This window comes from Mesorhizobium sp. B2-9-1 (assembly GCF_006439455.1).
Classification (GTDB): Bacteria; Pseudomonadota; Alphaproteobacteria; order Rhizobiales; family Rhizobiaceae; genus Mesorhizobium.
Map to the genome: position 1 here is coordinate 1 of NZ_VFTP01000031.1, position 20,903 is coordinate 20,903.

Sequence of the window (20,903 nt, forward strand, 5' to 3'; positions counted from 1 at the left end):
GCGATGGAAGAGAAGCTGCGCTTCGCCATCCGTGAAGGCGGCCGCACCGTCGGTGCCGGCATCGTCGTCACCATCAAGGAATAATCGGTCCGGCTTTCGCCGGCTCGACAAGGAAAGGGCGGTCTTCGGGCCGCCCTTTTTCGTCTGGAAAGCTGTGCTGCCAGACTCTTTTCAATTCTGTTGCAACCACCGGCGCCGCAACTAGTATGGGTCGCACCGAGGGGCTTGCCAGACGTGGTTGCCACATTCCGTTCAAAGACCATGCGGTGTCGGCGCGGGCTGCTTCGGTTGGGATTGGCCGCCGTCTTGGGGCTGGCCGCCTTCGGCGCCGCCGCAAAGGAAGAGCCGCCGGACTACGGTCCGACGATGCGCTTCGTCGTGGTGCGGAGCAGCGCGCCGGGCTGCGAGCCGAACTGCCCGGAATGGATTTCGGCCGAAGGCACGATCGACGCAGGCACGCCGCTGCTGCTGAAACGCCTGCTGAAGACGCTCGGCGGAAGGCCGCTGCCGATCGTCGTCAATTCTCCGGGCGGCAACGTCGATGCTGCGCTTCAGCTTGGCCGCATGGTCCGCAAGAACAAGCTCGATATCGCGGTCGGCATCACGGAATTCTCCGGCTGCCCGCCGGGGACGAAAAATTGCCGCGACAATGACGGCAAGGGCCAACCCTATTCCGGTGTCGCTTATGATAGCGGCGCGATGTGCAATTCGGCTTGCCCGCTGATGTTTGCCGGCGGCATGCGCCGCGTCGTGGGCGAATGGGCCTATCTCGGCGTCCATCAGATCACCACCACCTACCGGCGCGAAAAACTGCTCTACCGCACCACCTATCGGGTCGTGAACGGCAAGAAGAAGATCATCGGCACCAGGATCGTCAGCCGCAAGAACGCCGGCAGCTACAAGACCTACGAGATGAGCAAGGCGATCGAGAAGCGGCTGTCGGCCTATTTGAAGGAGATGGGTGTCGAGCAGGATGTGCTGGGCGTGATGAAGGCCACACCTGCCAGCGACATCAGGCAGATCGAGCCCGATGACATGCTGGAGATGAAGCTCGTGACCAGCCTCGATTCGCTCGACCTGCTGACCGAGAGAACCATTTGCCAGCGCCATCCCGCGCCGGCGAATTGTCGCGAGATTCCCGCGAACGGCGCGCCCGTCGCGGTCGCGGCAGTAGGGACCGGACCTTCTTATACAGCGCCGGTTCCCGCGCCGGCGCCGCAAGCCCACGAACTGCAGATGCGTTTCGTTCTTGTTCGCGGCAGCAACCCGCTCTGCAATCCCGATTGTCCGGAATGGATTTCGGCGGAAGGCACAATCGCCGCAGGTACGGCCGACAAGCTGCGCCAACTGCTCGATACGATCCGGGAGCGCCGGTTGCCGGTCGTAATCAACTCGCCGGGTGGAGATGTGCAGGCTGCGCTCGCCGCGGGCAGGCTGATCCGCGAGCGCGGCTTGGATATCGCGGTCGCCCGAACGGATTTTCTCGACTGCGATCCGGGCACCGTGGGGTGCGTCGCGGCCGACGGTCTCCATGCCGGGCTCTCCATCGATGCCGGCGCCGAATGCGACGCCGCTTGCGCGGTGATGGTCGCCGGCGGGGTCCGGCGCCTGGTTGGCGCCGGTGCGCACTTCCTCGTGCATTCCATGGGCATGGAAGACAAGGTCAGGGCCTATCTCGACGAGATGGCGGTCGGCTCGGGCTTTTTCGCCGCCATGCACTCGGCCGAATATGCAAAGCACAGGGAACTCAGCCGGGACGAACTGAAGACATTCGGGCTGACGACCGGGCCGCAATCGGTGGACGCGCTGACGGGCGCCACCATTTGCAGGTCCCCATCCAGGCCGGACAATTGCCGGGTTCTTCCGTCCGCCGATGCCGAGGCAAAGGCGCCGGCGAAGCTCTAGCTCGCGCACTGGCCATCGAGGCAGGTTGAGCGGGGCAGGGCGCTGCCGCTATCTTGTTGTTGTATGCACAGGGAGGAGCGGCGATGAGCGAGGACATCCCGACTTTGTACGAATGGGCCGGCGGCAGCGAGGCGCTGAACCGGCTGACCCGGACCTTTTACGACAAGGTGGCGGCGGATCCGGTCGTCGGACCGGTGTTCAGGATGATGTCGCCGGATCACCCGGCGCATGTCGCCGCCTTCATCGGCGAGGTTTTCGGCGGCCCGAAGACTTACAGCGAGAAGCATGGCGGCCATCGCGAGATGGTGATGCATCATCTCGGCAAGCATCTGACCGAGGAACAGCGCCGCCGCTGGATCAATCTCCTTGCCGACGCGGCGGATGAGGTCGGCCTGCCCGACGACCCCGAGTTCCGCTCGGCCTTCATGGGCTATGTCGAATGGGGATCGCGGCTGGCGAAGATGAACTCGAATCTTGGCGAGACCTGCGATCCCGAGACCGAGCCGATGCCCGCCTGGGGCTGGGGCGTGCCGGGCGGGCCTTACAAGCCGCCGGCCGGGAAGTCGTAGGCGCGGGCGTTGTCTGGCGAGCGCGATCGGTCGCCGGCGGTATGGAATCCAGATTTCCGGCAAAGGTTTTAAAACCACTGCTGAGTGCTCTTTACAGAGCGCACGGAAGCTTTTAGGAAGCGCCTGCGCCGAACAAGCGCATGCACGGGCATAGCTCAGTTGGTAGAGCGGCGGTCTCCAAAACCGCAGGTCGTAGGTTCGAGCCCTGCTGCCCGTGCCATTTCCTCAAAGTGGCCGATCGAAGCTTCCGGCGTTGAAAATCGGCGGGTGGCTTGCCATATAGCGAGAATTGGGGCATAAGCCCCGTATAGCCGGGACGGGACGACTGGATGGTTCCGAGGCGGCGTTAAGACATAAAGCGGATCCTTGCCACTTGCGTGGATTAAGAATCGGTTTTATGTAGACAAGACAGACACGCGACGCGTGGAGCTGGGAAGCCGGCTTTACGCGTCTGATTTGCGTGGGTGAAATAGCGGCGCTGATTCGCGCCGCATGAAGCCCAGGCGGCACGTCCCGGTCAGCGGGATCATCCAGGAGGCCCGGCCAACGGGTCTCGAAAACAGGCGGCGCATGGCTTCGAAAACCACTAATCCCTTCACCTTTCTCCAGCAGGTTCGCGCGGAGACGGCCAAGGTGACATGGCCTTCGCGGCGCGAAACCATGATCTCGACCGTGATGGTCCTGATATTCGCGGTGATCGCGATGCTGTTCTTCTTCGCTGCCGATATTCTGATGGGCTATGCGATCGAGTGGATCCTGGGTCTCGGGCATTAATTCGGCGGATTACGGAGAGGTCGTGAAATGACTGCGCGGTGGTATATCGTCCACGCCTATTCGAACTTCGAGAAGAAGGTCGCCGAGGACATCGAGAACAAGGCCAAGCAGAAGGGCTTGTCCGGGGACATTGAGCAGATCGTGGTCCCGACCGAAAAGGTCGTCGAGATCCGTCGCGGCCGCAAGGTCGATGCCGAGCGCAAGTTCTTCCCGGGCTATGTGCTCTTGAAGGCCAATCTGACCGACGCCGTGTTCTCGCTGGTCAAGAACACGCCGAAGGTCACCGGCTTTCTGGGCGACTCCAAGCCCGTGCCGATCACCGAGACGGAGGCGCAGCGCATCCTGAACCAGGTCCAGGAAGGCGTCGAGCGGCCGAAGCCCTCGGTCACCTTCGAGATCGGCGAGGCGATCCGCGTTTCGGACGGTCCTTTCGCGTCGTTCAACGGCGTCGTCCAGGAAGTGGACGAGGAGCGGGCCCGCCTCAAGGTGGAAGTTTCGATCTTCGGGCGCGCCGTGCCCGTCGATCTGGAGTTCGGGCAGGTCGAAAAGGGCTGATCCGTAAAGCTGCGCCGCAAGGCGCGGGGATCCGCGCCGCAAGGCGTCGGGAGGCGGCGTGAACAGACGCCGCATGAACGGGTGGGAGGCGAAGGCGGCATAGCCGGCCGTCGGAACCGCACCACCAGACTGCAACCGCCGCGTTTCCCGGGTAACGGGCCGGCATGAGAAAAGGCAGGAATAGAGATGGCTAAGAAAGTTGCAGGCCAGCTCAAGCTCCAGGTTGCCGCGGGCTCGGCCACGCCGTCGCCCCCGATCGGCCCGGCGCTTGGTCAGCGCGGCATCAACATCATGGAATTCTGCAAGGCGTTCAACGCGCAGACCCAGGAGCTCGAGAAGGGATCGCCGATCCCGGTCGTCATCACCTACTACCAGGACAAGTCGTTCACCTTCGTCATGAAGACGCCGCCGGTGAGTTACTTCCTGAAGAAGGCCGCCAACCTGAAGTCGGGCTCCAAGGAGCCGGGCAAGGTCAAGGCTGGCACGATTAGCCGCGACAAGGTGCGCGCGATCGCCGAGCAGAAGATGAAGGACCTGAACGCAAACGACGTCGAGGCGGCCATGCGCATGGTCGAGGGTTCCGCCCGCTCGATGGGCCTGGAAGTGGTGGGCTAAGATCATGGCAAAGATTGCAAAGCGTATTGCCAAGAGCCGTGAAGGCATCGATCCGAACAAGGCTTACGCCCTCTCCGAGGCGCTGCAGCTGCTCAAGGACCGGTCCAAGGTGAAGTTCGACGAGACCGTCGAGATCTCGATGAACCTCGGCGTCGATCCGCGTCATGCCGACCAGATGGTCCGCGGCGTGGTCAACCTGCCGAACGGCACCGGCCGCTCGGTGCGCGTCGCGGTGTTTGCCCGTGGCGACAAGGCCGAGGAAGCCAAGGCCGCCGGCGCCGATATCGTCGGCGCCGAGGACCTTGTCGACATCGTCCAGAAGGGCACGATCGATTTCGATCGCTGCATCGCCACGCCGGACATGATGCCGCTGGTCGGTCGTCTGGGTAAGGTTCTCGGCCCGCGCGGCATGATGCCGAACCCGAAGGTCGGCACGGTGACCACCGATGTGGCCGCGGCCGTCAAGGCTTCGAAAGGCGGCGCCGTCGAGTTTCGCGTCGAGAAGGCCGGCATCGTCCAGGCCGGCGTCGGCAAGGTCTCGTTCGACGTCAAGGCGCTGGAAGAAAATGTCCGCGCCTTCGCCGACGCGGTGACCAAGGCCAAGCCCGCGGGCGCCAAGGGCAACTACGTCAAGAAGGTGTCGGTCACCTCGACGATGGGCCCCGGCCTCAAGCTCGACATCGCGACGCTCGCCGCGTCGTAAGTGTCGGCCGATCGGGTAAGGCCGATCGCTGGGGCATGATCCCGAAAAGCGGGAACATGCTCCAGCAAGAAAGAATTCCGGACCGCCGATCCGTCGGCGGCCCGGTACCCCGGAAGCCGAAAGGTTTCCGGATATCCTGTCCGAGATTGCAGGCGGCCCAAAAGCCTTAATTCAATGGGCCTGCATGAGACGGGTGAAGACCCGACAAAGGAGCCAAGCTCCAATGAAAGGTTCGAACCGTGTTTGCCTTTTGTCTGCGCACTATCCGGCGTGCCGGCTGGTGTGGCGAAAGGGGGCAGGATCCTCGAGCGCCGTTCGGGAGATCCGTTACTGGATGGCCCGGCCGGCAAAAGGCAACCGACGCCTGACCTCGTCAATGGGGCAGGGGTCAACTGGAGATAGGCAGTGGACAGAGCGGAAAAACGCGAACTCGTCACGGGCCTGAATGATGCGTTTTCAAGCGCTGGTTCAGTCGTCGTGGCCCACTACGCCGGTATCACCGTCGCGCAAATGAACGACCTTCGGTCGAAGATGCGCGCCGCCGGTGGCACCGTCAAAGTCGCGAAGAACCGTCTCGCCAAGATCGCTCTTCAGGGCACGGACTCCGCATCGATCATCGATCTGTTCAAGGGACAGACGCTGGTCGCTTATTCGGAGGATCCGATTGCGGCGCCGAAGGTCGCGTCCGATTTCGCCAAGGGGAATGACAAGTTGATCATTCTCGGTGGCGCGATGGGCACGACCTCGCTCGACGCCGACGGTGTGAAGGCACTCGCCACACTACCGTCGCTCGACGAGCTGCGCGCCAGGCTGGTTGGCATGATCGCCACGCCGGCTACCCGGATCGCCCAGATCGTCAATGCGCCCGCGGCTTCGGTCGCGCGTGTCATCGGCGCTTACGCCCGGAAGGACGAGGCGGCATGAGGCCGTTCCTCGCTGTCAACAACACACGTTCGAACCTAGTGAAGGAATACAAAAATGGCTGATCTCGCAAAGATCGTAGACGACCTTTCGAAGCTGACCGTCCTCGAGGCGGCCGAGCTGTCGAAGCTCCTGGAAGAGAAGTGGGGCGTTTCGGCCGCCGCTCCGGTAGCGGTTGCCGCTGCCGGCGGCGCTGCCGCTGCCGCTGCTCCGGTTGAAGAGAAGACGGAATTCGACGTCGTTCTCGCCGATGCCGGCGCCCAGAAGATCAACGTCATCAAGGAAGTCCGCGCCATCACCGGCCTTGGCCTCAAGGAAGCCAAGGACCTGGTCGAAGCGGCTCCGAAGCCGGTCAAGGAAGCCGTTTCCAAGGCCGACGCCGACAAGTTCAAGGCTCAGCTGGAAGCAGCTGGCGCCAAGGTCGAGCTGAAGTAAGCCTGTTAGGCGAGGGCGGACGGTCTCGCGCCGTCCGCCCCCTCCCTTGACGAAGGGAGGGTTCTGTCACGCGAGGCGTTTGAAAACCTCTTTCCTGAGGGCCGAAAAGCGGCTTTCCGGAAACGGGTTTTCTCCCGTTTTAGCCGGAAGCCGCCAAGCGATTGGCCCAAGAAATTGGCAGGGGCGGCCGGAAAAACAGATAGGGGCAGCCGCCGAGGCAGCCCGTTGGTGCAAGGCGAGCCGCGGCGAGGTTCGTCCCGAGTTTATAGCTAAGGAGCGACGATGGCCCAGACCCAGACTTTCAATGGCCGCAGACGCGTACGCAAGTTCTTCGGAAAGATCCCGGAAGTTGCGGAGATGCCGAACCTCATCGAGGTTCAGAAGGCATCCTATGACCAGTTCCTGATGGTGGACGAGCCCAAGGGCGGCCGTCCGGACGAAGGACTGCAGGCCGTTTTCAAGTCGGTCTTCCCGATCTCCGACTTTTCCGGCTCCTCGATGCTGGAGTTCGTGAAATACGAGTTCGAGGCACCGAAATTCGACGTTGACGAGTGCCGTCAGCGCGACCTGACCTATGCGGCGCCGCTGAAGGTGACGCTGCGCCTCATCGTGTTCGATATCGACGAGGATACCGGCGCCAAGTCGATCAAGGACATCAAGGAGCAGGACGTCTACATGGGCGACATGCCGCTCATGACGTCGAACGGTACCTTCATCGTCAACGGCACCGAGCGCGTCATCGTCTCGCAGATGCACCGTTCGCCGGGCGTCTTCTTCGACCATGACAAGGGCAAGTCGCACTCGTCGGGCAAGCTTCTGTTTGCCGCGCGCGTCATTCCTTATCGCGGTTCGTGGCTCGACATCGAGTTCGACTCCAAGGACGTCGTGCACGCCCGCATCGACCGCCGCCGCAAAATTCCGGTGACGTCGCTGCTGATGGCGCTCGGCATGGACGGCGAGGAGATACTGTCGACCTTCTACAACAAGATCACCTACAAGCGCGCCGGCGACCACTGGCGCATTCCGTTCAACGTCGAGCGTTTCCGCGGCCTCAAGGCCGTCGGCGACCTGGTCGACGCCGATACCGGCGAGATCGTGGTCGAGCAAGGCAAGAAGATCACCGCCCGCCAGGCTCGCCAGCTCGGCGAGAAGGGTCTCAAGGCCATCAAGGCGACCGACGAGGACCTGCTCGGCAACTACCTTGCCGAAGACATCGTCAACTACGGCACCGGCGAGATATTCCTCGAAGCCGGCGACGAGATCGACGACAAGACGCTGAAGGTGCTGCTCGGCACCGGCGATGACGAGATCCAGATCCTGGACATCGACCACGTCAATGTCGGCGCCTACATCCGCAACACGCTCAACGTCGACAAGAACGAGAGCCGCCAGGACGCGCTGTTCGACATCTACCGTGTCATGCGCCCGGGCGAGCCGCCGACGCTCGAGACCGCCGAAGCCATGTTCAACTCGCTGTTCTTCGACAGCGAGCGCTACGACCTGTCGGCCGTCGGCCGCGTCAAGATGAACATGCGCCTCGAGCTCAAGGCCGAGGACACCGTGCGCGTGCTGCGCAAGGACGATATCCTGGCCGTGGTCAAGACGCTGGTCGAGTTGCGTGACGGCAAGGGCGAGATCGACGACATCGACAATCTCGGCAACCGCCGCGTGCGTTCGGTCGGCGAGCTGATGGAGAACCAGTACCGCGTCGGCCTGCTGCGCATGGAGCGCGCGATCAAGGAACGCATGTCCTCGATCGAGATCGACACGGTCATGCCGCAGGACCTGATCAACGCCAAGCCGGCGGCCGCTGCCGTGCGCGAGTTCTTCGGTTCCTCGCAGCTGTCGCAGTTCATGGACCAGACCAACCCGCTGTCGGAGATCACCCACAAGCGTCGCCTGTCGGCGCTTGGACCGGGCGGTCTGACCCGCGAGCGCGCCGGCTTCGAGGTGCGCGACGTGCATCCGACGCATTACGGCCGCATCTGCCCGATCGAGACGCCGGAAGGCCCGAATATCGGTCTGATCAACTCTTTGGCCACTTTCGCGCGCGTCAACAAATACGGCTTCATCGAGAGCCCGTACCGCAAGATCGTCAACGGCAAGCTGACCAATGACGTCGTTTATCTGTCGGCGATGGAAGAGGCCAAGCACCATGTCGCGCAGGCCAACGCCGAGCTCGACAAGAACGGCAGCTTCGTCGACGAGTTCGTCATTTGCCGTAACGCCGGCGAAGTGATGATGGCGCCGCGCGAGAACGTCGACCTGATGGACGTCTCGCCGAAGCAGATGGTGTCCGTCGCGGCGGCGCTCATCCCGTTCCTCGAGAACGACGACGCCAACCGCGCGCTGATGGGCTCGAACATGCAGCGTCAGGCCGTGCCGCTGGTGCGCGCCGAAGCGCCGTTCGTCGGCACCGGCATGGAGCCGGTCGTCGCCCGCGACTCGGGCGCTGCCATCGGCGCCCGCCGCGGCGGCGTGGTCGACCAGGTGGACGCCACCCGTATCGTCATCCGCGCCACGGAAGATCTCGATCCGGGCAAGTCCGGCGTCGATATCTACCGGCTGATGAAGTTCCAGCGTTCGAACCAAAACACCTGCATCAACCAGCGTCCGCTGGTGCGCATGGGCGACCGCGTCAACAAGGGCGACATCATTGCCGACGGTCCGTCGACCGAGCTCGGCGATCTGGCGCTCGGCCGCAACGTGCTGGTCGCGTTCATGCCGTGGAACGGCTACAACTACGAGGACTCGATCCTGCTCTCCGAGCGCATCGTGGCCGACGACGTCTTCACCTCGATCCACATCGAGGAGTTCGAGGTCATGGCGCGCGACACCAAGCTCGGGCCGGAGGAAATCACGCGCGATATTCCGAACGTTTCGGAAGAAGCGCTGAAGAACCTCGACGAGGCCGGTATCGTCTATATCGGTGCTGAAGTGCAGCCGGGCGACATCCTGGTCGGCAAGATCACGCCGAAGGGCGAAAGCCCGATGACGCCGGAAGAAAAGCTCCTGCGCGCCATCTTCGGCGAAAAGGCTTCGGACGTTCGCGACACCTCCATGCGCATGCCTCCGGGCACCTTCGGCACGGTCGTCGAAGTGCGCGTCTTCAACCGCCACGGCGTGGAGAAGGACGAGCGCGCGATGGCGATCGAGCGCGAGGAGATCGAGCGTCTGGCCAAGGACCGCGACGACGAACAGGCGATCCTGGACCGCAACGTCTATGCGCGTCTTTCCGACGTGCTGGTCGGCAAGGAGGCGATCGCCGGACCGAAGGGCTTCAAGAAGGGCTCGAAGCTGTCGAAGGACACGCTCGACGAGTATCCGCGTTCGCAGTGGTGGCAGTTCGCCGTGGAGAACGAGAAGCTCCAGGGCGAGCTCGAGGCTCTGCGCGGCCAGTACGACGAGTCCAAGAAGGCGCTCGAGCAGCGCTTCATGGACAAGGTCGAGAAGGTGCAGCGCGGCGACGAAATGCCTCCGGGCGTCATGAAGATGGTCAAGGTCTTCGTGGCGGTGAAGCGCAAGATGCAGCCGGGCGACAAGATGGCCGGCCGTCACGGCAACAAGGGTGTCGTGTCGCGCATCGTTCCGGTCGAGGACATGCCTTTCCTCGAGGACGGCACGCATGCCGATATCGTGCTCAACCCGCTGGGTGTGCCGAGCCGCATGAATGTCGGCCAGATCCTGGAAACGCATCTGGGCTGGGCTTGCGCCGGCATGGGCAGGAAGATCGGCGAGCTGATCGACGCGTACAAGGGTGGCGGCGACATCAAGCCGCTGCGCAAGACGCTGGAAAGCTTCATGCCGGCCAATGACCGCAACGAGCCGATCCGCGAGTATGACGACGAGAGCATCGTTCGCCTGAGCGAGCAGATGCGCCGCGGCGTTTCGATCGCGACACCGGTGTTCGACGGCGCGCATGAGGCCGACATCAACACCATGCTGGAGCAGGCTGGCCTGCACACCAGCGGTCAGTCGCAGCTCTATGACGGCCGCACTGGCGAGCCGTTCGATCGCAAGGTGACGATGGGCTATATCTATATGCTCAAGCTGCATCACCTGGTGGACGACAAGATCCACGCGCGTTCGATCGGTCCGTACTCGCTCGTCACCCAGCAGCCGCTGGGCGGCAAGGCGCAGTTCGGCGGCCAGCGCTTCGGCGAAATGGAGGTCTGGGCGCTCGAAGCCTACGGCGCGGCCTACACGCTGCAGGAAATGCTGACGGTGAAGTCGGACGACGTCGCCGGCCGCACCAAGGTCTACGAGGCGATCGTGCGCGGCGATGACACGTTCGAGGCAGGCATCCCGGAGAGCTTCAACGTTCTCGTCAAGGAAATGCGCTCGCTCGGCCTCAATGTGGAGCTGGAGAACACCCAGGTCGAAGAGACCCCGACGCGTCTGCCCGACGCGGCCGAGTAAGGCACCGGCGCGCGCCGCGTTCCAAGCGCGGCGCGCCCTGAGCATGATCCCGAAAAACGGCCACCGGTTTTCGGCCGAGACCATGCTCAACCAAGAAGTCTTCGGCCGGTTCGACCGGCCAGTCTGCGGACATTTCGTCCGCGATCGATGCAAGGGGTTATCGAGGACCCCGAAAAGGAGAACGGCATGAACCAAGAGGTCATGAATCTCTTCAACCCGCAGGCGCCTGCGCAGGTGTTCGATTCCATCCGGATCTCGCTTGCCAGCCCAGAGAAGATTCTGTCCTGGTCGTTCGGCGAGATCAAGAAGCCGGAGACCATCAATTACCGCACCTTCAAGCCGGAGCGTGACGGCCTGTTCTGCGCGCGCATTTTTGGTCCGATCAAGGACTATGAGTGCCTGTGCGGCAAGTACAAGCGCATGAAGTACAAGGGCGTCATCTGCGAAAAGTGCGGCGTCGAAGTCACGCTGTCGCGCGTTCGCCGCGAGCGCATGGGCCATATCGAGCTCGCCGCGCCCGTCGCCCATATCTGGTTCCTGAAGTCGCTGCCTTCGCGCATCGGCACGCTGCTCGACATGACGCTCAAGGATATCGAGCGCGTGCTCTACTTCGAGAACTACATCGTCACCGAGCCGGGCCTTACCGCGCTGAAGGAGAACCAGCTCCTCAGCGAGGAAGAGTACATGATTGCCGTCGACGAGTACGGCGAGGACTCTTTCACCGCCATGATCGGCGCCGAGGCCATTCATGACCTTCTGGCCGGCATGGACCTGGAGAAGATCGCCGGCGACCTGCGTTCGGAGCTGGCCTCAACCACGTCCGAGCTCAAGCAGAAGAAATACCTGAAGCGGCTCAAGGTCGTCGAGAACTTCATGGAATCCGGCAACCGTCCGGAATGGATGATCATGAAGGTGGTTCCGGTGATCCCGCCGGACCTGCGCCCGCTTGTCCCGCTGGACGGCGGCCGCTTCGCCACGTCGGACCTCAACGACCTCTACCGCCGCGTCATCAACCGCAACAACCGCCTGAAGCGGCTGATCGAGCTGCGCGCGCCCGGCATCATCGTGCGCAACGAAAAGCGCATGCTGCAGGAAGCCGTCGATGCGCTGTTCGACAACGGCCGTCGCGGCCGCGTCATCACCGGCGCCAACAAGCGTCCGCTGAAGTCGCTGTCCGACATGCTGAAGGGCAAGCAGGGCCGGTTCCGCCAGAACCTGCTCGGCAAGCGCGTTGACTATTCCGGCCGCTCGGTCATCGTGACTGGTCCCGAGCTCAAGCTGCATCAGTGCGGCCTGCCGAAGAAGATGGCGCTCGAGCTCTTCAAGCCCTTCATCTACGCCCGCCTCGACGCCAAGGGTTTCTCCTCGACCGTCAAGCAGGCGAAGAAGCTGGTCGAGAAGGAGCGTCCGGAGGTTTGGGATATCCTCGACGAGGTCATCCGCGAGCATCCGGTGCTCTTGAACCGCGCGCCGACGCTGCACCGCCTCGGCATTCAGGCGTTCGAGCCGATCTTGATCGAAGGCAAGGCGATCCAGCTGCACCCGCTGGTCTGCACCGCCTTCAACGCCGACTTCGACGGCGACCAGATGGCGGTCCACGTGCCGCTGTCCCTGGAAGCGCAGCTTGAAGCCCGCGTGCTGATGATGTCGACCAACAACATCCTGCACCCGGCCTCCGGCGCGCCGATCATCGTGCCGTCGCAGGACATGGTTCTCGGTCTCTACTATCTCTCGATCGTCAATCAGAACGAGCCGGGCGAAGGCATGATGTTTGCCGACATGGGCGAGCTCCAGCATGCGCTGGAGACCAAGGCCGTGACGCTGCACGCCAAGATCAAGGGCCGCTTCCGCAGCGTCGACGCGGAAGGCAACGTCGTGTCGAAGATCTACGACACCACGCCTGGCCGCATGATCATCGGCGAGCTTCTGCCGAAGAACGTCAACGTGCTGTATGAGACCGCCAACCAGGAGATGACCAAGAAAAACATCTCCAAGATGATCGACACCGTCTACCGCCACTGCGGTCAGAAGGAGACGGTCATCTTCTGCGACCGCATCATGGCGCTCGGCTTTGCGCACGCCTGCCGTGCCGGCATTTCGTTCGGCAAGGACGACATGCTGATCCCGGACACCAAGCTGAAGCTCGTTTCCGACACCGAGGCTTTGGCCAAGGAATACGAGCAGCAGTACAATGACGGCCTGATCACGCAGGGCGAGAAGTACAACAAGGTCGTCGACGCCTGGGCCAAGTGCTCGGAAAAGGTCGCCGACGAGATGATGGCGCGCATCAAGGCGGTGGAGTTCGAGGACAACGGCCGTCAGAAGCCGATGAACTCGATCTACATGATGTCGCATTCGGGTGCGCGCGGTTCGCCCACCCAGATGCGTCAGCTCGCCGGCATGCGTGGCCTGATGGCCAAGCCCTCGGGTGAGATCATCGAGACGCCGATCATCTCGAACTTCAAGGAAGGCCTCACCGTGCTCGAGTACTTCAACTCGACCCACGGCGCCCGCAAGGGTCTGGCCGACACCGCCTTGAAGACAGCGAACTCGGGTTACCTCACCCGCCGCCTCGTCGACGTGGCGCAGGACTGCATCGTCAACTCCGTGGATTGCGGCACCGACAAGGGCCTCACCATGCAGCCAATCGTCGATGCCGGTCAGATCGTTGCCTCGGTCGGCCAGCGCGTGCTGGGCCGCACTTCGCTCGACGACATCAATCATCCGGTCACCGGCGACCTGCTGGTCAAGGCCGGAACGTTGATGGACGAGCGCGATGTGGAGCAGATCGAGAAGGCCGGCGTGCAGTCGGTCCGCATCCGTTCGGCGCTGACCTGCGAGGTCAGGACCGGCGTGTGCGCGGTCTGCTACGGTCGCGACCTGGCCCGCGGTACCCCCGTCAACCAGGGCGAGGCCGTCGGCGTCATCGCGGCGCAGTCGATCGGCGAGCCGGGCACCCAGCTCACCATGCGTACCTTCCACATGGGCGGCACGGCGCAGGTGGTGGATTCCTCGTTCCTTGAAGCCTCCTATGAGGGCAAGGTGCAGATCCGCAACCGCAACGTGGTCCGCAACTCGGAAGGCCAGCAGATGGTCATGGGCCGCAACATGGCGGTGCTCATCCTCGATGAGACCGGCAAGGAGCGCGCCACGCACCGCGTCGCTTATGGTTCGCGTATTTTCGTGGACGATGGCGACAAGGTGAAGCGCGGCCAGCGTATCGCCGAGTGGGATCCCTATACCCGCCCGATCCTCACCGAAATCGAGGGCAGGGTGGCGTTCGAGGATCTGGTCGACGGCATCTCCGTGCAGGAAACGGCCGACGAGTCGACCGGCATCACCAAGCGCGAGGTCATCGACTGGCGTTCGACGCCGCGCGGCAACGACCTGAAGCCCGCGATCGCCATCCAGGACGCCAAGGGCAAGGTCGGCAAGCTGTCGAAGGGCGGCGATGCACGCTTCCTGCTCTCGGTCGAGGCCATCCTCTCGGTCGAGCCGGGCGCGCATGTCCGTCCGGGCGACGTGCTTGCGCGTATCCCGATGGAAAGCGCCAAGACCAAGGACATCACCGGTGGTCTGCCGCGTGTTGCGGAACTGTTCGAGGCTCGCCGTCCGAAGGATCACGCCATCATCGCCGAGATCGATGGCACGATCCGCTTCGGCCGCGACTACAAGAACAAGCGCCGCATCATCATCGAGCCGCATGACTCGACGCTCGAGCCGGTGGAGTACCTGATCCCGAAGGGCAAGCCGTTCCATCTCCAGGACGGCGACGTCATCGAGAAGGGCGACTACATCCTCGACGGCAATCCGGCGCCGCACGACATCCTGGCGATCAAGGGCGTGGAGGCGCTTGCGTCCTACCTCGTCAACGAGATCCAGGAGGTCTACCGTCTGCAGGGCGTGTCGATCAACGACAAGCACATCGAGGTGATCGTTCGCCAGATGCTGCAGAAGGTTGAGATCACCACGCAGGGCGATTCGACCTACATCCCGGGCGACCACGTCGATGTGATCGAACTGGAGGAGGTCAACGAGCGCCTGATCGAGGACGGCAAGAAGCCGGCCGAAGGTCAGCCGGTGCTGCTTGGCATCACCAAGGCCTCGCTGCAGACGCCGTCCTTCATCTCGGCCGCCTCCTTCCAGGAGACGACCAGGGTGCTCACCGAGGCTGCGGTTGCCGGCAAGACCGACATGCTGCAGGGCTTAAAGGAAAACGTCATCGTCGGCCGCCTGATCCCGGCCGGCACGGGCGGCACGATGAGCCAGATAAGGCGCATCGCCACCTCGCGCGACGAGCTCATCATCGACGAGCGCCGCAAGGCCTCCGGTATCGAGGTCGCCGAGCCGATGCTGACCGACATGGTCAACGCCGCGCAGTAAGCGCGATGAAATGAGAAAACAAGAAAAGGGGCCCGCGCGGCCCCTTTTCGCATTTGGCTTGAAGCAACGAGGAAGAGCTATGAGCAGCAAGACCTGGACGGCTGTCGACGACTACATTGTTTCCTCTCTTTTCGAAGCGGATCCCGTGCTGGATGCCACGCTGGCGGCCAACCGAGATCAGGGCCTGCCGGCGATCGACGTCTCGGCCGCGCAAGGCAAGCTGCTGTCGCTGCTGGTGCGTATTCGCGGCGCGAAGAAGGTGCTGGAGGTCGGCACGCTCGGCGGCTATTCGACCATCTGGATGGCAAGGGGATTGCCCGCGGACGGCAAGGTCGTGACGCTGGAGCTCGATCCGCACCACGCCAAGGTCGCGCGTTCGAACTTCGAGCGGGCAGGGGTTTCCGACAAGATCGACCTGCGCATCGGTCCGGCGCTGCAGTCGCTTGCCGCGCTGGCAGGCGAAAATGCCGGTCCGTTCGACCTGATCTTCATCGACGCCGACAAGCCGAACAACCCGAATTACCTCGACTGGGCGATGAAACTCTCGCGCTCAGGCACGGTCATCGTCTGCGACAACGTCATCCGCGACGGCGCGGTGCTGGATGAGGATGGCCGTGACGCCAATGTCGAGGGCGCACGCGCCGCTTTTTCGTTCATCGGCGGCGAGAAGCGGCTGGACGGCACCGCCATCCAAACCGTCGGCGCCAAGGGCTATGACGGATTTACCATCGCGATCGTAGAATGAGGATGCCCTAATCGAAGAACGCCTCGACCACGTTGCGCTTGCCCAGCATGAACGCATCGGCGACGTGCTGCAGCGGCGCGAGGTCGACATCGGACGTCCCGGCACGGACGATTTCGGCGAAGCGCTTGTAAAGCATCGGGTATTCGGCCTCCGGCTCGTCATGGATCATGCGCCCATCGACGGCGAGCTTCGCGCCGCCACCGGACAGCACCATCCTGCCCTTGTCGGTCTCGGCGACGATGTCCCAGCTTTGCGGGCCGGTCTGCAGCCAGTCGAGCTCCATCGTCACCGGCAAGCCGGTCGACGTGCGGAAGGCGACATGCGCCGCGACCGGTGCTGCTCGATTCTCGGGGAAATCGAGCACGGCCGAGGTGATGAACATCGCAGGCAAGATGTGTGTGGCGATCGACAGCGCGTTGATGCCGGGATCGAACACGCCGAAGCCGCCCGGCTCCCAAATCCATTCCTGGTTCGGGTGCCAGCGCCGCACGTCTTCCTTCCAGTTGATGGCGGCCGAAGTCAGTCTGGCCGAGGCGAGGAAAGCGCGCGCGGCCTCCACCGCCGGCGCGTAGCGCGAATGCCAACTGGCAAAGAGCGAGACGCCGTTCCTTTCGGCAAGCGTCTTGAGGTGCTCGACCTCGCTGACCGTGGCGCCCGGCGGCTTTTCGAGGAACACGTGCTTTCTCGCTTCCAGCGCGCTGCGCGCGGCGTCGTAACGGAACTGGGGCGGCATGCAGAGCGAGACCGCCTCGAGGCTAGGTTCGGCCGCCAGCATCGCTTCGATGCTGGGATAGTTCGCAATGCCGTCCACCTTGCCGTGGCGGCTGGCCGCCGCTGTCAGTTGATAGTTGCCGTCCTTGGCGACTGCCGGCAGGTGCTGGTCGCGGACGATCTTTCCCACGCCGACGATGCCGAGCTTGATGGGACTGCTGGTCATGGGAACTCCAAGGAATGAAAGGGTGTGTTCTAGGCAGGGCAGGTTTGTCCGGCGAGTCCGGCATATATGACGCTAGCCGCGCTTTTCAGATCGGCTCTTCAAAGGTGACGATGGAAACCTCGCCCTCCAATGCGCCTTGATAGGCCGACAGATGCGGCTCGTCGTCGGGCTCGCCCTCCATGTCGCCGATCTGGTCGAGCTCGGCCTCGGCGTAACCTTCGGCGGCAAGCGATTCGAGCGCGCGGCGCACGGCAGAATCATCATCGGGCGCCACAAGCATCACATGAACGCCTTCCGGCTTGCCGCCTTTCTTCTTCCAGACCCGTCCGGTGATGATCGTGACCGGCCGTTCTTCATTGTCGTTCACGGCTGATTCCTCGTTTCCCCGAGATTGTCCGATGCAAGCCGCCTTTTGGCACGAAGCCGGGCCACAGGACAGCGCAAAGCCGGTCACTTTCTTCCTCGCTCTTGAAAAAAGACGCAAGAAAATTACATGCGTTTTCCGCATGGCTGCCCAGCCTCGGATTGGGCGCAATATTTGCGGCGCCGGGGTTGACGGACCCTGGGGTTGCGAGTAGAAGCCGCGACGTCAGAACCGATGTGAGGCTCTCCTGTCCGAAGCGACACGCTTTGGAGTTTGCCTCAAACAGGGTTCGTTTTACGAGCGAAAAGACATTTCCGGCGCGCATGAAGCGGCTTCCGCTTCCTCTGCAATTTGTTCGGGCAGGACCGCGAGACGCGGTGTGTTGCCCGAATTTGCGTATGGAAATGACGCTTTGAGCGGCCCCCTGACAGGGCAGACACGGAATTGAGAGACAAGAGGGTTTAATGCCTACCGTCAACCAGCTGATCCGCAAGCCGCGCCTGGCGCCGGTGAAGCGCAACAAGGTCCCGGCCATGCAGCAGAACCCGCAGAAGCGGGGCGTCTGCACGCGCGTCTACACCACGACGCCGAAGAAGCCGAACTCGGCGCTGCGCAAGGTGGCCAAGATTCGCCTGACCAACGGTTTTGAAGTGATCGGCTACATCCCCGGCGAAGGTCACAACCTGCAGGAACACTCGGTGGTCATGATCCGCGGCGGTCGCGTCAAGGATCTGCCGGGCGTCCGCTACCACATCATCCGCGGCGTGCTCGACACGCAGGGTGTGAAGAACCGCAAGCAGCGTCGTTCGAAATACGGCGCCAAGCGTCCGAAGTAAGGGTTTCCCATGTCCCGTCGTCACAGTGCAGAAAAGCGTGAGATCAATCCGGACCCCAAGTTCGGCGATCTGATCGTCACCAAGTTCATGAACGCCGTCATGTATGACGGCAAGAAGTCGGTTGCCGAGACCATCGTCTACGGCGCGCTGGACCAGGTCCAGGCCAAGACCAAGCAGGAGCCGGTCACCGTCTTCCATCAGGCGCTCGACAATGTTGCGCCGCATGTGGAAGTGCGCTCGCGTCGTGTCGGCGGCGCCACCTATCAGGTTCCGGTCGATGTGCGCCCCGAGCGTCGTCAGGCGCTGGCCATTCGCTGGCTGATCGCCGCCGCGCGCAACCGCAACGAGACCACCATGGTCGACCGCCTCTCGGGCGAGCTGATGGACGCGGCCAACAACCGCGGCACGGCCGTCAAGAAGCGTGAAGACACCCACAAGATGGCAGAAGCCAACCGCGCCTTCGCGCACTACCGCTGGTAAAGCGCGAACGAGACTGAGAGGCACCTCCCATGGCCCGCGAATACAAGATCGAAGACTACCGCAATTTCGGTATCATGGCGCATATCGACGCCGGCAAGACGACGACGACCGAGCGCGTCCTCTATTATACGGGCAAGTCGCACAAGATCGGCGAAGTCCATGACGGCGCTGCCACCATGGACTGGATGGAGCAGGAGCAGGAACGCGGCATCACCATCACCTCTGCCGCGACCACGACCTTCTGGAAGGGTCGCGACGGCAAGATGCGCCGCTTCAACATCATCGACACCCCCGGACACGTCGACTTCACCATCGAAGTCGAGCGTTCGCTGCGCGTGCTCGACGGCGCCATCGCGCTGCTCGACGCCAACGCCGGCGTGGAGCCGCAGACCGAGACCGTGTGGCGCCAGGCCGACAAGTACCACGTGCCGCGCATGATCTTCTGCAACAAGATGGACAAGATCGGCGCCGACTTCTACCGCTCCGAGGAAATGATCGGTTCGCGCCTCGGCGCGCAGGCTGTCGTCATGCAGCTGCCGATCGGCGCCGAGACCGAATTCAAGGGCGTCGTCGACCTCGTCGAGATGAACGCGCTCGTCTGGCGTGACGAGACATTGGGCGCTGCCTGGGACGTCGTCGAGATCCCGGCCGACCTCAAGGACAAGGCCGAGCAGTACCGCGAGAAGATGATCGAAGCCGCCGTCGAGATGGACGAGACCGCGCTCGAGAACTACCTCGAAGGCAAGATGCCGTCGAATGACGAGATCCGCGCGCTGATCCGCAAGGGCACCATCGCGGTCAAGTTCTTCCCGATGTTCTGCGGTTCGGCCTTCAAGAACAAGGGCGTGCAGCCGCTGCTCGACGCCGTCGTCGAATACCTGCCGTCGCCGATCGACGTGCCCGCCATCAAGGGCGTCGATGCCAAGACCGACGCCGAGATCGAGCGTCATGCCGACGACAACGAGCCGCTGTCGATGCTGGCGTTCAAGATCATGAACGATCCGTTCGTCGGCTCGCTGACCTTTGCCCGCATCTATTCGGGCAAGCTCACCAAGGGCACCTCGCTCGACAACACCGTGAAGGGCAAGAAGGAGCGCATCGGCCGCATGCTGCAGATGCATGCGAACTCGCGCGCCGACATCGAGGAAGCCTATGCCGGCGACATCGTCGCCCTGGCTGGCCTCAAGGACACGACCACCGGCGACACGCTCTGCGATCCGCTGCACCCGGTCATCCTGGAGCGCATGGAATTCCCCGATCCGGTCATCCAGATCGCCATCGAGCCGAAGACCAAAAACGACCAGGAAAAGATGGGCCTCGCGCTGCATCGCCTGGCGGCTGAGGATCCGTCCTTCCGCGTCAAGACCGACGAGGAAAGCGGCCAGACCATCATCGCCGGCATGGGCGAGCTGCATCTCGACATCATCGTCGACCGCATGCGCCGCGAGTTCAAGGTCGAAGCCAATGTCGGCGCCCCGCAGGTGGCCTATCGCGAGACGATCACCCGCACGCACGAGCAGGATTACACGCACAAGAAGCAGACCGGCGGTACCGGCCAGTTCGCCCGCGTCAAGATCATCTTCGAGCCGAACACCGAGAGCGAAGAGTTCGTGTTCGAGTCCAAGATCGTCGGCGGTGCGGTTCCGAAGGAATACATTCCGGGCGTCGAGAAGGGCATCAACAGCGTCATGGGTTCCGGCCCGTTCGCCGGCTTCCCGATGATCGGTGTCAAGGCGACTCTCATCGACGGCGCCTTCCACGACGTCGACTCCTCGGTGCTGGCGTTCGAAATCGCCTCTCGCGCCTGCTTCAAGGAAGCCGCTCCGCGTCTCGGCGTGCAGCTTCTGGAGCCGATCATGAAGGTCGAGGTCGTGACGCCGGAGGATTATGTCGGCGGCGTCATCGGCGACCTCAACGGCCGTCGTGGCCAGATCCAGGGTCAGGAAGCGCGCGGCGTCGCCGTCGTCATCAATGCGATGGTGCCTTTGGCCAACATGTTCAAATACGTCGACAATCTGCGTTCGATGTCGCAGGGCCGCGCCCAGTACACGATGCAGTTCGACCATTACGAGCCGGTTCCGACCGCGGTCGCCCAGGAAGTTCAGAAGAAATACGCGTAACTCGAGCGGGTTGCACGAGACCTTAATTCAAGGCCCGCACGGGCAAGCAGGATTGGAGAGATCACATGGCAAAAGGTAAATTCGAGCGCACCAAGCCGCATGTGAACATTGGCACGATCGGTCACGTCGATCATGGCAAGAC

General features: G+C 63.0%; 16 protein-coding genes, 1 tRNA gene and 2 pseudogenes. 17 read left to right on the forward strand and 2 right to left on the reverse strand.

Annotation, left to right across the window (positions count from 1 at the left end; translation table 11 throughout):
- From FJW05_RS27030 to FJW05_RS27090, 13 genes and pseudogenes are all read left to right on the forward strand, one after another.
- Positions 1–84 (forward strand): annotated as a pseudogene (locus FJW05_RS27030) (elongation factor Tu); the annotation flags it as partial.
- 282 nt (positions 85–366) lie between these two features.
- Positions 367–1,905 carry a hypothetical protein gene (locus FJW05_RS27035; protein ID WP_140637129.1) on the forward strand — a complete coding sequence of 513 codons (1,539 nt, stop codon included), beginning with the start codon at positions 367–369 and terminating at the stop codon, positions 1,903–1,905.
- An 83-nt stretch (positions 1,906–1,988) separates the two neighbouring features.
- A complete protein-coding gene (locus FJW05_RS27040; protein WP_140545993.1) occupies positions 1,989–2,474 on the forward strand; it encodes a group II truncated hemoglobin in 486 nt (161 codons plus the stop codon).
- 144 nt (positions 2,475–2,618) lie between these two features.
- A tRNA-Trp gene (locus FJW05_RS27045) sits at positions 2,619–2,694 on the forward strand.
- Positions 2,695–3,044: 350 nt separating this feature from the next.
- Positions 3,045–3,248 (forward strand): preprotein translocase subunit SecE, encoded by a 204-nt coding sequence (gene secE / locus FJW05_RS27050; protein ID WP_095765634.1) that lies wholly within the window; start codon positions 3,045–3,047, stop codon positions 3,246–3,248.
- A 27-nt stretch (positions 3,249–3,275) separates the two neighbouring features.
- On the forward strand, positions 3,276–3,803 hold the full coding sequence (nusG, locus tag FJW05_RS27055) for a transcription termination/antitermination protein NusG (RefSeq protein WP_140545994.1): 528 nt from the start codon (positions 3,276–3,278) through the stop codon (positions 3,801–3,803).
- Positions 3,804–3,989: 186 nt separating this feature from the next.
- Positions 3,990–4,418 carry a 50S ribosomal protein L11 gene (rplK, locus tag FJW05_RS27060; protein ID WP_095765524.1) on the forward strand — a complete coding sequence of 143 codons (429 nt, stop codon included), beginning with the start codon at positions 3,990–3,992 and terminating at the stop codon, positions 4,416–4,418.
- A 4-nt stretch (positions 4,419–4,422) separates the two neighbouring features.
- Positions 4,423–5,121 (forward strand): 50S ribosomal protein L1, encoded by a 699-nt coding sequence (gene rplA, locus FJW05_RS27065; protein WP_140637120.1) that lies wholly within the window; start codon positions 4,423–4,425, stop codon positions 5,119–5,121.
- A gap of 405 nt (positions 5,122–5,526) precedes the next feature.
- The gene (gene rplJ / locus FJW05_RS27070; RefSeq protein ID WP_140545996.1) at positions 5,527–6,045 is read left to right on the forward strand and encodes a 50S ribosomal protein L10; all 519 of its coding nucleotides are present in this window, start codon (positions 5,527–5,529) and stop codon (positions 6,043–6,045) included.
- A 54-nt stretch (positions 6,046–6,099) separates the two neighbouring features.
- Positions 6,100–6,477, forward strand: a complete 378-nt coding sequence (rplL, locus tag FJW05_RS27075; RefSeq protein WP_027170378.1) for a 50S ribosomal protein L7/L12 — start codon at positions 6,100–6,102, stop codon at positions 6,475–6,477.
- A gap of 282 nt (positions 6,478–6,759) precedes the next feature.
- On the forward strand, positions 6,760–10,896 hold the full coding sequence (gene rpoB / locus FJW05_RS27080) for a DNA-directed RNA polymerase subunit beta (RefSeq protein WP_140545997.1): 4,137 nt from the start codon (positions 6,760–6,762) through the stop codon (positions 10,894–10,896).
- A gap of 186 nt (positions 10,897–11,082) precedes the next feature.
- On the forward strand, positions 11,083–15,279 hold the full coding sequence (gene rpoC / locus FJW05_RS27085; RefSeq protein ID WP_140637122.1) for a DNA-directed RNA polymerase subunit beta': 4,197 nt from the start codon (positions 11,083–11,085) through the stop codon (positions 15,277–15,279).
- 79 nt (positions 15,280–15,358) lie between these two features.
- Positions 15,359–16,024 (forward strand): O-methyltransferase, encoded by a 666-nt coding sequence (locus FJW05_RS27090; protein ID WP_140637124.1) that lies wholly within the window; start codon positions 15,359–15,361, stop codon positions 16,022–16,024.
- A 7-nt stretch (positions 16,025–16,031) separates the two neighbouring features.
- Here FJW05_RS27090 and FJW05_RS27095 read toward each other — a convergent pair whose 3' ends face one another.
- Both FJW05_RS27095 and FJW05_RS27100 read right to left on the reverse strand, forming a co-directional pair.
- Entirely contained in the window at positions 16,032–16,961 is a 930-nt protein-coding gene (locus tag FJW05_RS27095; RefSeq protein ID WP_140637125.1) for a Gfo/Idh/MocA family oxidoreductase, read from the reverse strand.
- 85 nt (positions 16,962–17,046) lie between these two features.
- The gene (locus FJW05_RS27100; protein WP_095765518.1) at positions 17,047–17,328 is read right to left on the reverse strand and encodes a transcriptional regulator; all 282 of its coding nucleotides are present in this window, start codon (positions 17,326–17,328) and stop codon (positions 17,047–17,049) included.
- 461 nt (positions 17,329–17,789) lie between these two features.
- Here FJW05_RS27100 and rpsL point away from each other — a divergent pair, with 461 nt between their 5' ends.
- The 4 genes and pseudogenes from rpsL to FJW05_RS27120 form a co-directional block, all read left to right on the forward strand.
- On the forward strand, positions 17,790–18,161 hold the full coding sequence (gene rpsL, locus FJW05_RS27105; RefSeq protein ID WP_006202128.1) for a 30S ribosomal protein S12: 372 nt from the start codon (positions 17,790–17,792) through the stop codon (positions 18,159–18,161).
- Between the two features lie 9 nt (positions 18,162–18,170).
- Positions 18,171–18,641 carry a 30S ribosomal protein S7 gene (gene rpsG / locus FJW05_RS27110; protein WP_027170372.1) on the forward strand — a complete coding sequence of 157 codons (471 nt, stop codon included), beginning with the start codon at positions 18,171–18,173 and terminating at the stop codon, positions 18,639–18,641.
- 29 nt (positions 18,642–18,670) lie between these two features.
- Entirely contained in the window at positions 18,671–20,761 is a 2,091-nt protein-coding gene (gene fusA, locus FJW05_RS27115; RefSeq protein ID WP_140637127.1) for an elongation factor G, read from the forward strand.
- A gap of 65 nt (positions 20,762–20,826) precedes the next feature.
- Positions 20,827–20,903 (forward strand): annotated as a pseudogene (locus FJW05_RS27120) (elongation factor Tu); the annotation flags it as partial.

Bases quoted from the DNA above. Each gene is read 5' to 3' on its own strand.
- FJW05_RS27095 (WP_140637125.1), bottom strand. From the start codon at position 16,961: ATGACCAGCAGTCCCATCAAGCTCGGCATCGTCGGCGTGGGAAAGATC.
- FJW05_RS27040 (WP_140545993.1), top strand. From the start codon at position 1,989: ATGAGCGAGGACATCCCGACTTTGTACGAATGGGCCGGCGGCAGCGAG.
- rplA (WP_140637120.1), top strand. From the start codon at position 4,423: ATGGCAAAGATTGCAAAGCGTATTGCCAAGAGCCGTGAAGGCATCGAT.
- rpoB (WP_140545997.1), top strand. From the start codon at position 6,760: ATGGCCCAGACCCAGACTTTCAATGGCCGCAGACGCGTACGCAAGTTC.
- secE (WP_095765634.1), top strand. From the start codon at position 3,045: ATGGCTTCGAAAACCACTAATCCCTTCACCTTTCTCCAGCAGGTTCGC.
- rpsG (WP_027170372.1), top strand. From the start codon at position 18,171: ATGTCCCGTCGTCACAGTGCAGAAAAGCGTGAGATCAATCCGGACCCC.
- rplK (WP_095765524.1), top strand. From the start codon at position 3,990: ATGGCTAAGAAAGTTGCAGGCCAGCTCAAGCTCCAGGTTGCCGCGGGC.
- rpsL (WP_006202128.1), top strand. From the start codon at position 17,790: ATGCCTACCGTCAACCAGCTGATCCGCAAGCCGCGCCTGGCGCCGGTG.
- nusG (WP_140545994.1), top strand. From the start codon at position 3,276: ATGACTGCGCGGTGGTATATCGTCCACGCCTATTCGAACTTCGAGAAG.
- rplL (WP_027170378.1), top strand. From the start codon at position 6,100: ATGGCTGATCTCGCAAAGATCGTAGACGACCTTTCGAAGCTGACCGTC.
- rpoC (WP_140637122.1), top strand. From the start codon at position 11,083: ATGAACCAAGAGGTCATGAATCTCTTCAACCCGCAGGCGCCTGCGCAG.
- FJW05_RS27035 (WP_140637129.1), top strand. From the start codon at position 367: ATGCGCTTCGTCGTGGTGCGGAGCAGCGCGCCGGGCTGCGAGCCGAAC.
- FJW05_RS27090 (WP_140637124.1), top strand. From the start codon at position 15,359: ATGAGCAGCAAGACCTGGACGGCTGTCGACGACTACATTGTTTCCTCT.
- fusA (WP_140637127.1), top strand. From the start codon at position 18,671: ATGGCCCGCGAATACAAGATCGAAGACTACCGCAATTTCGGTATCATG.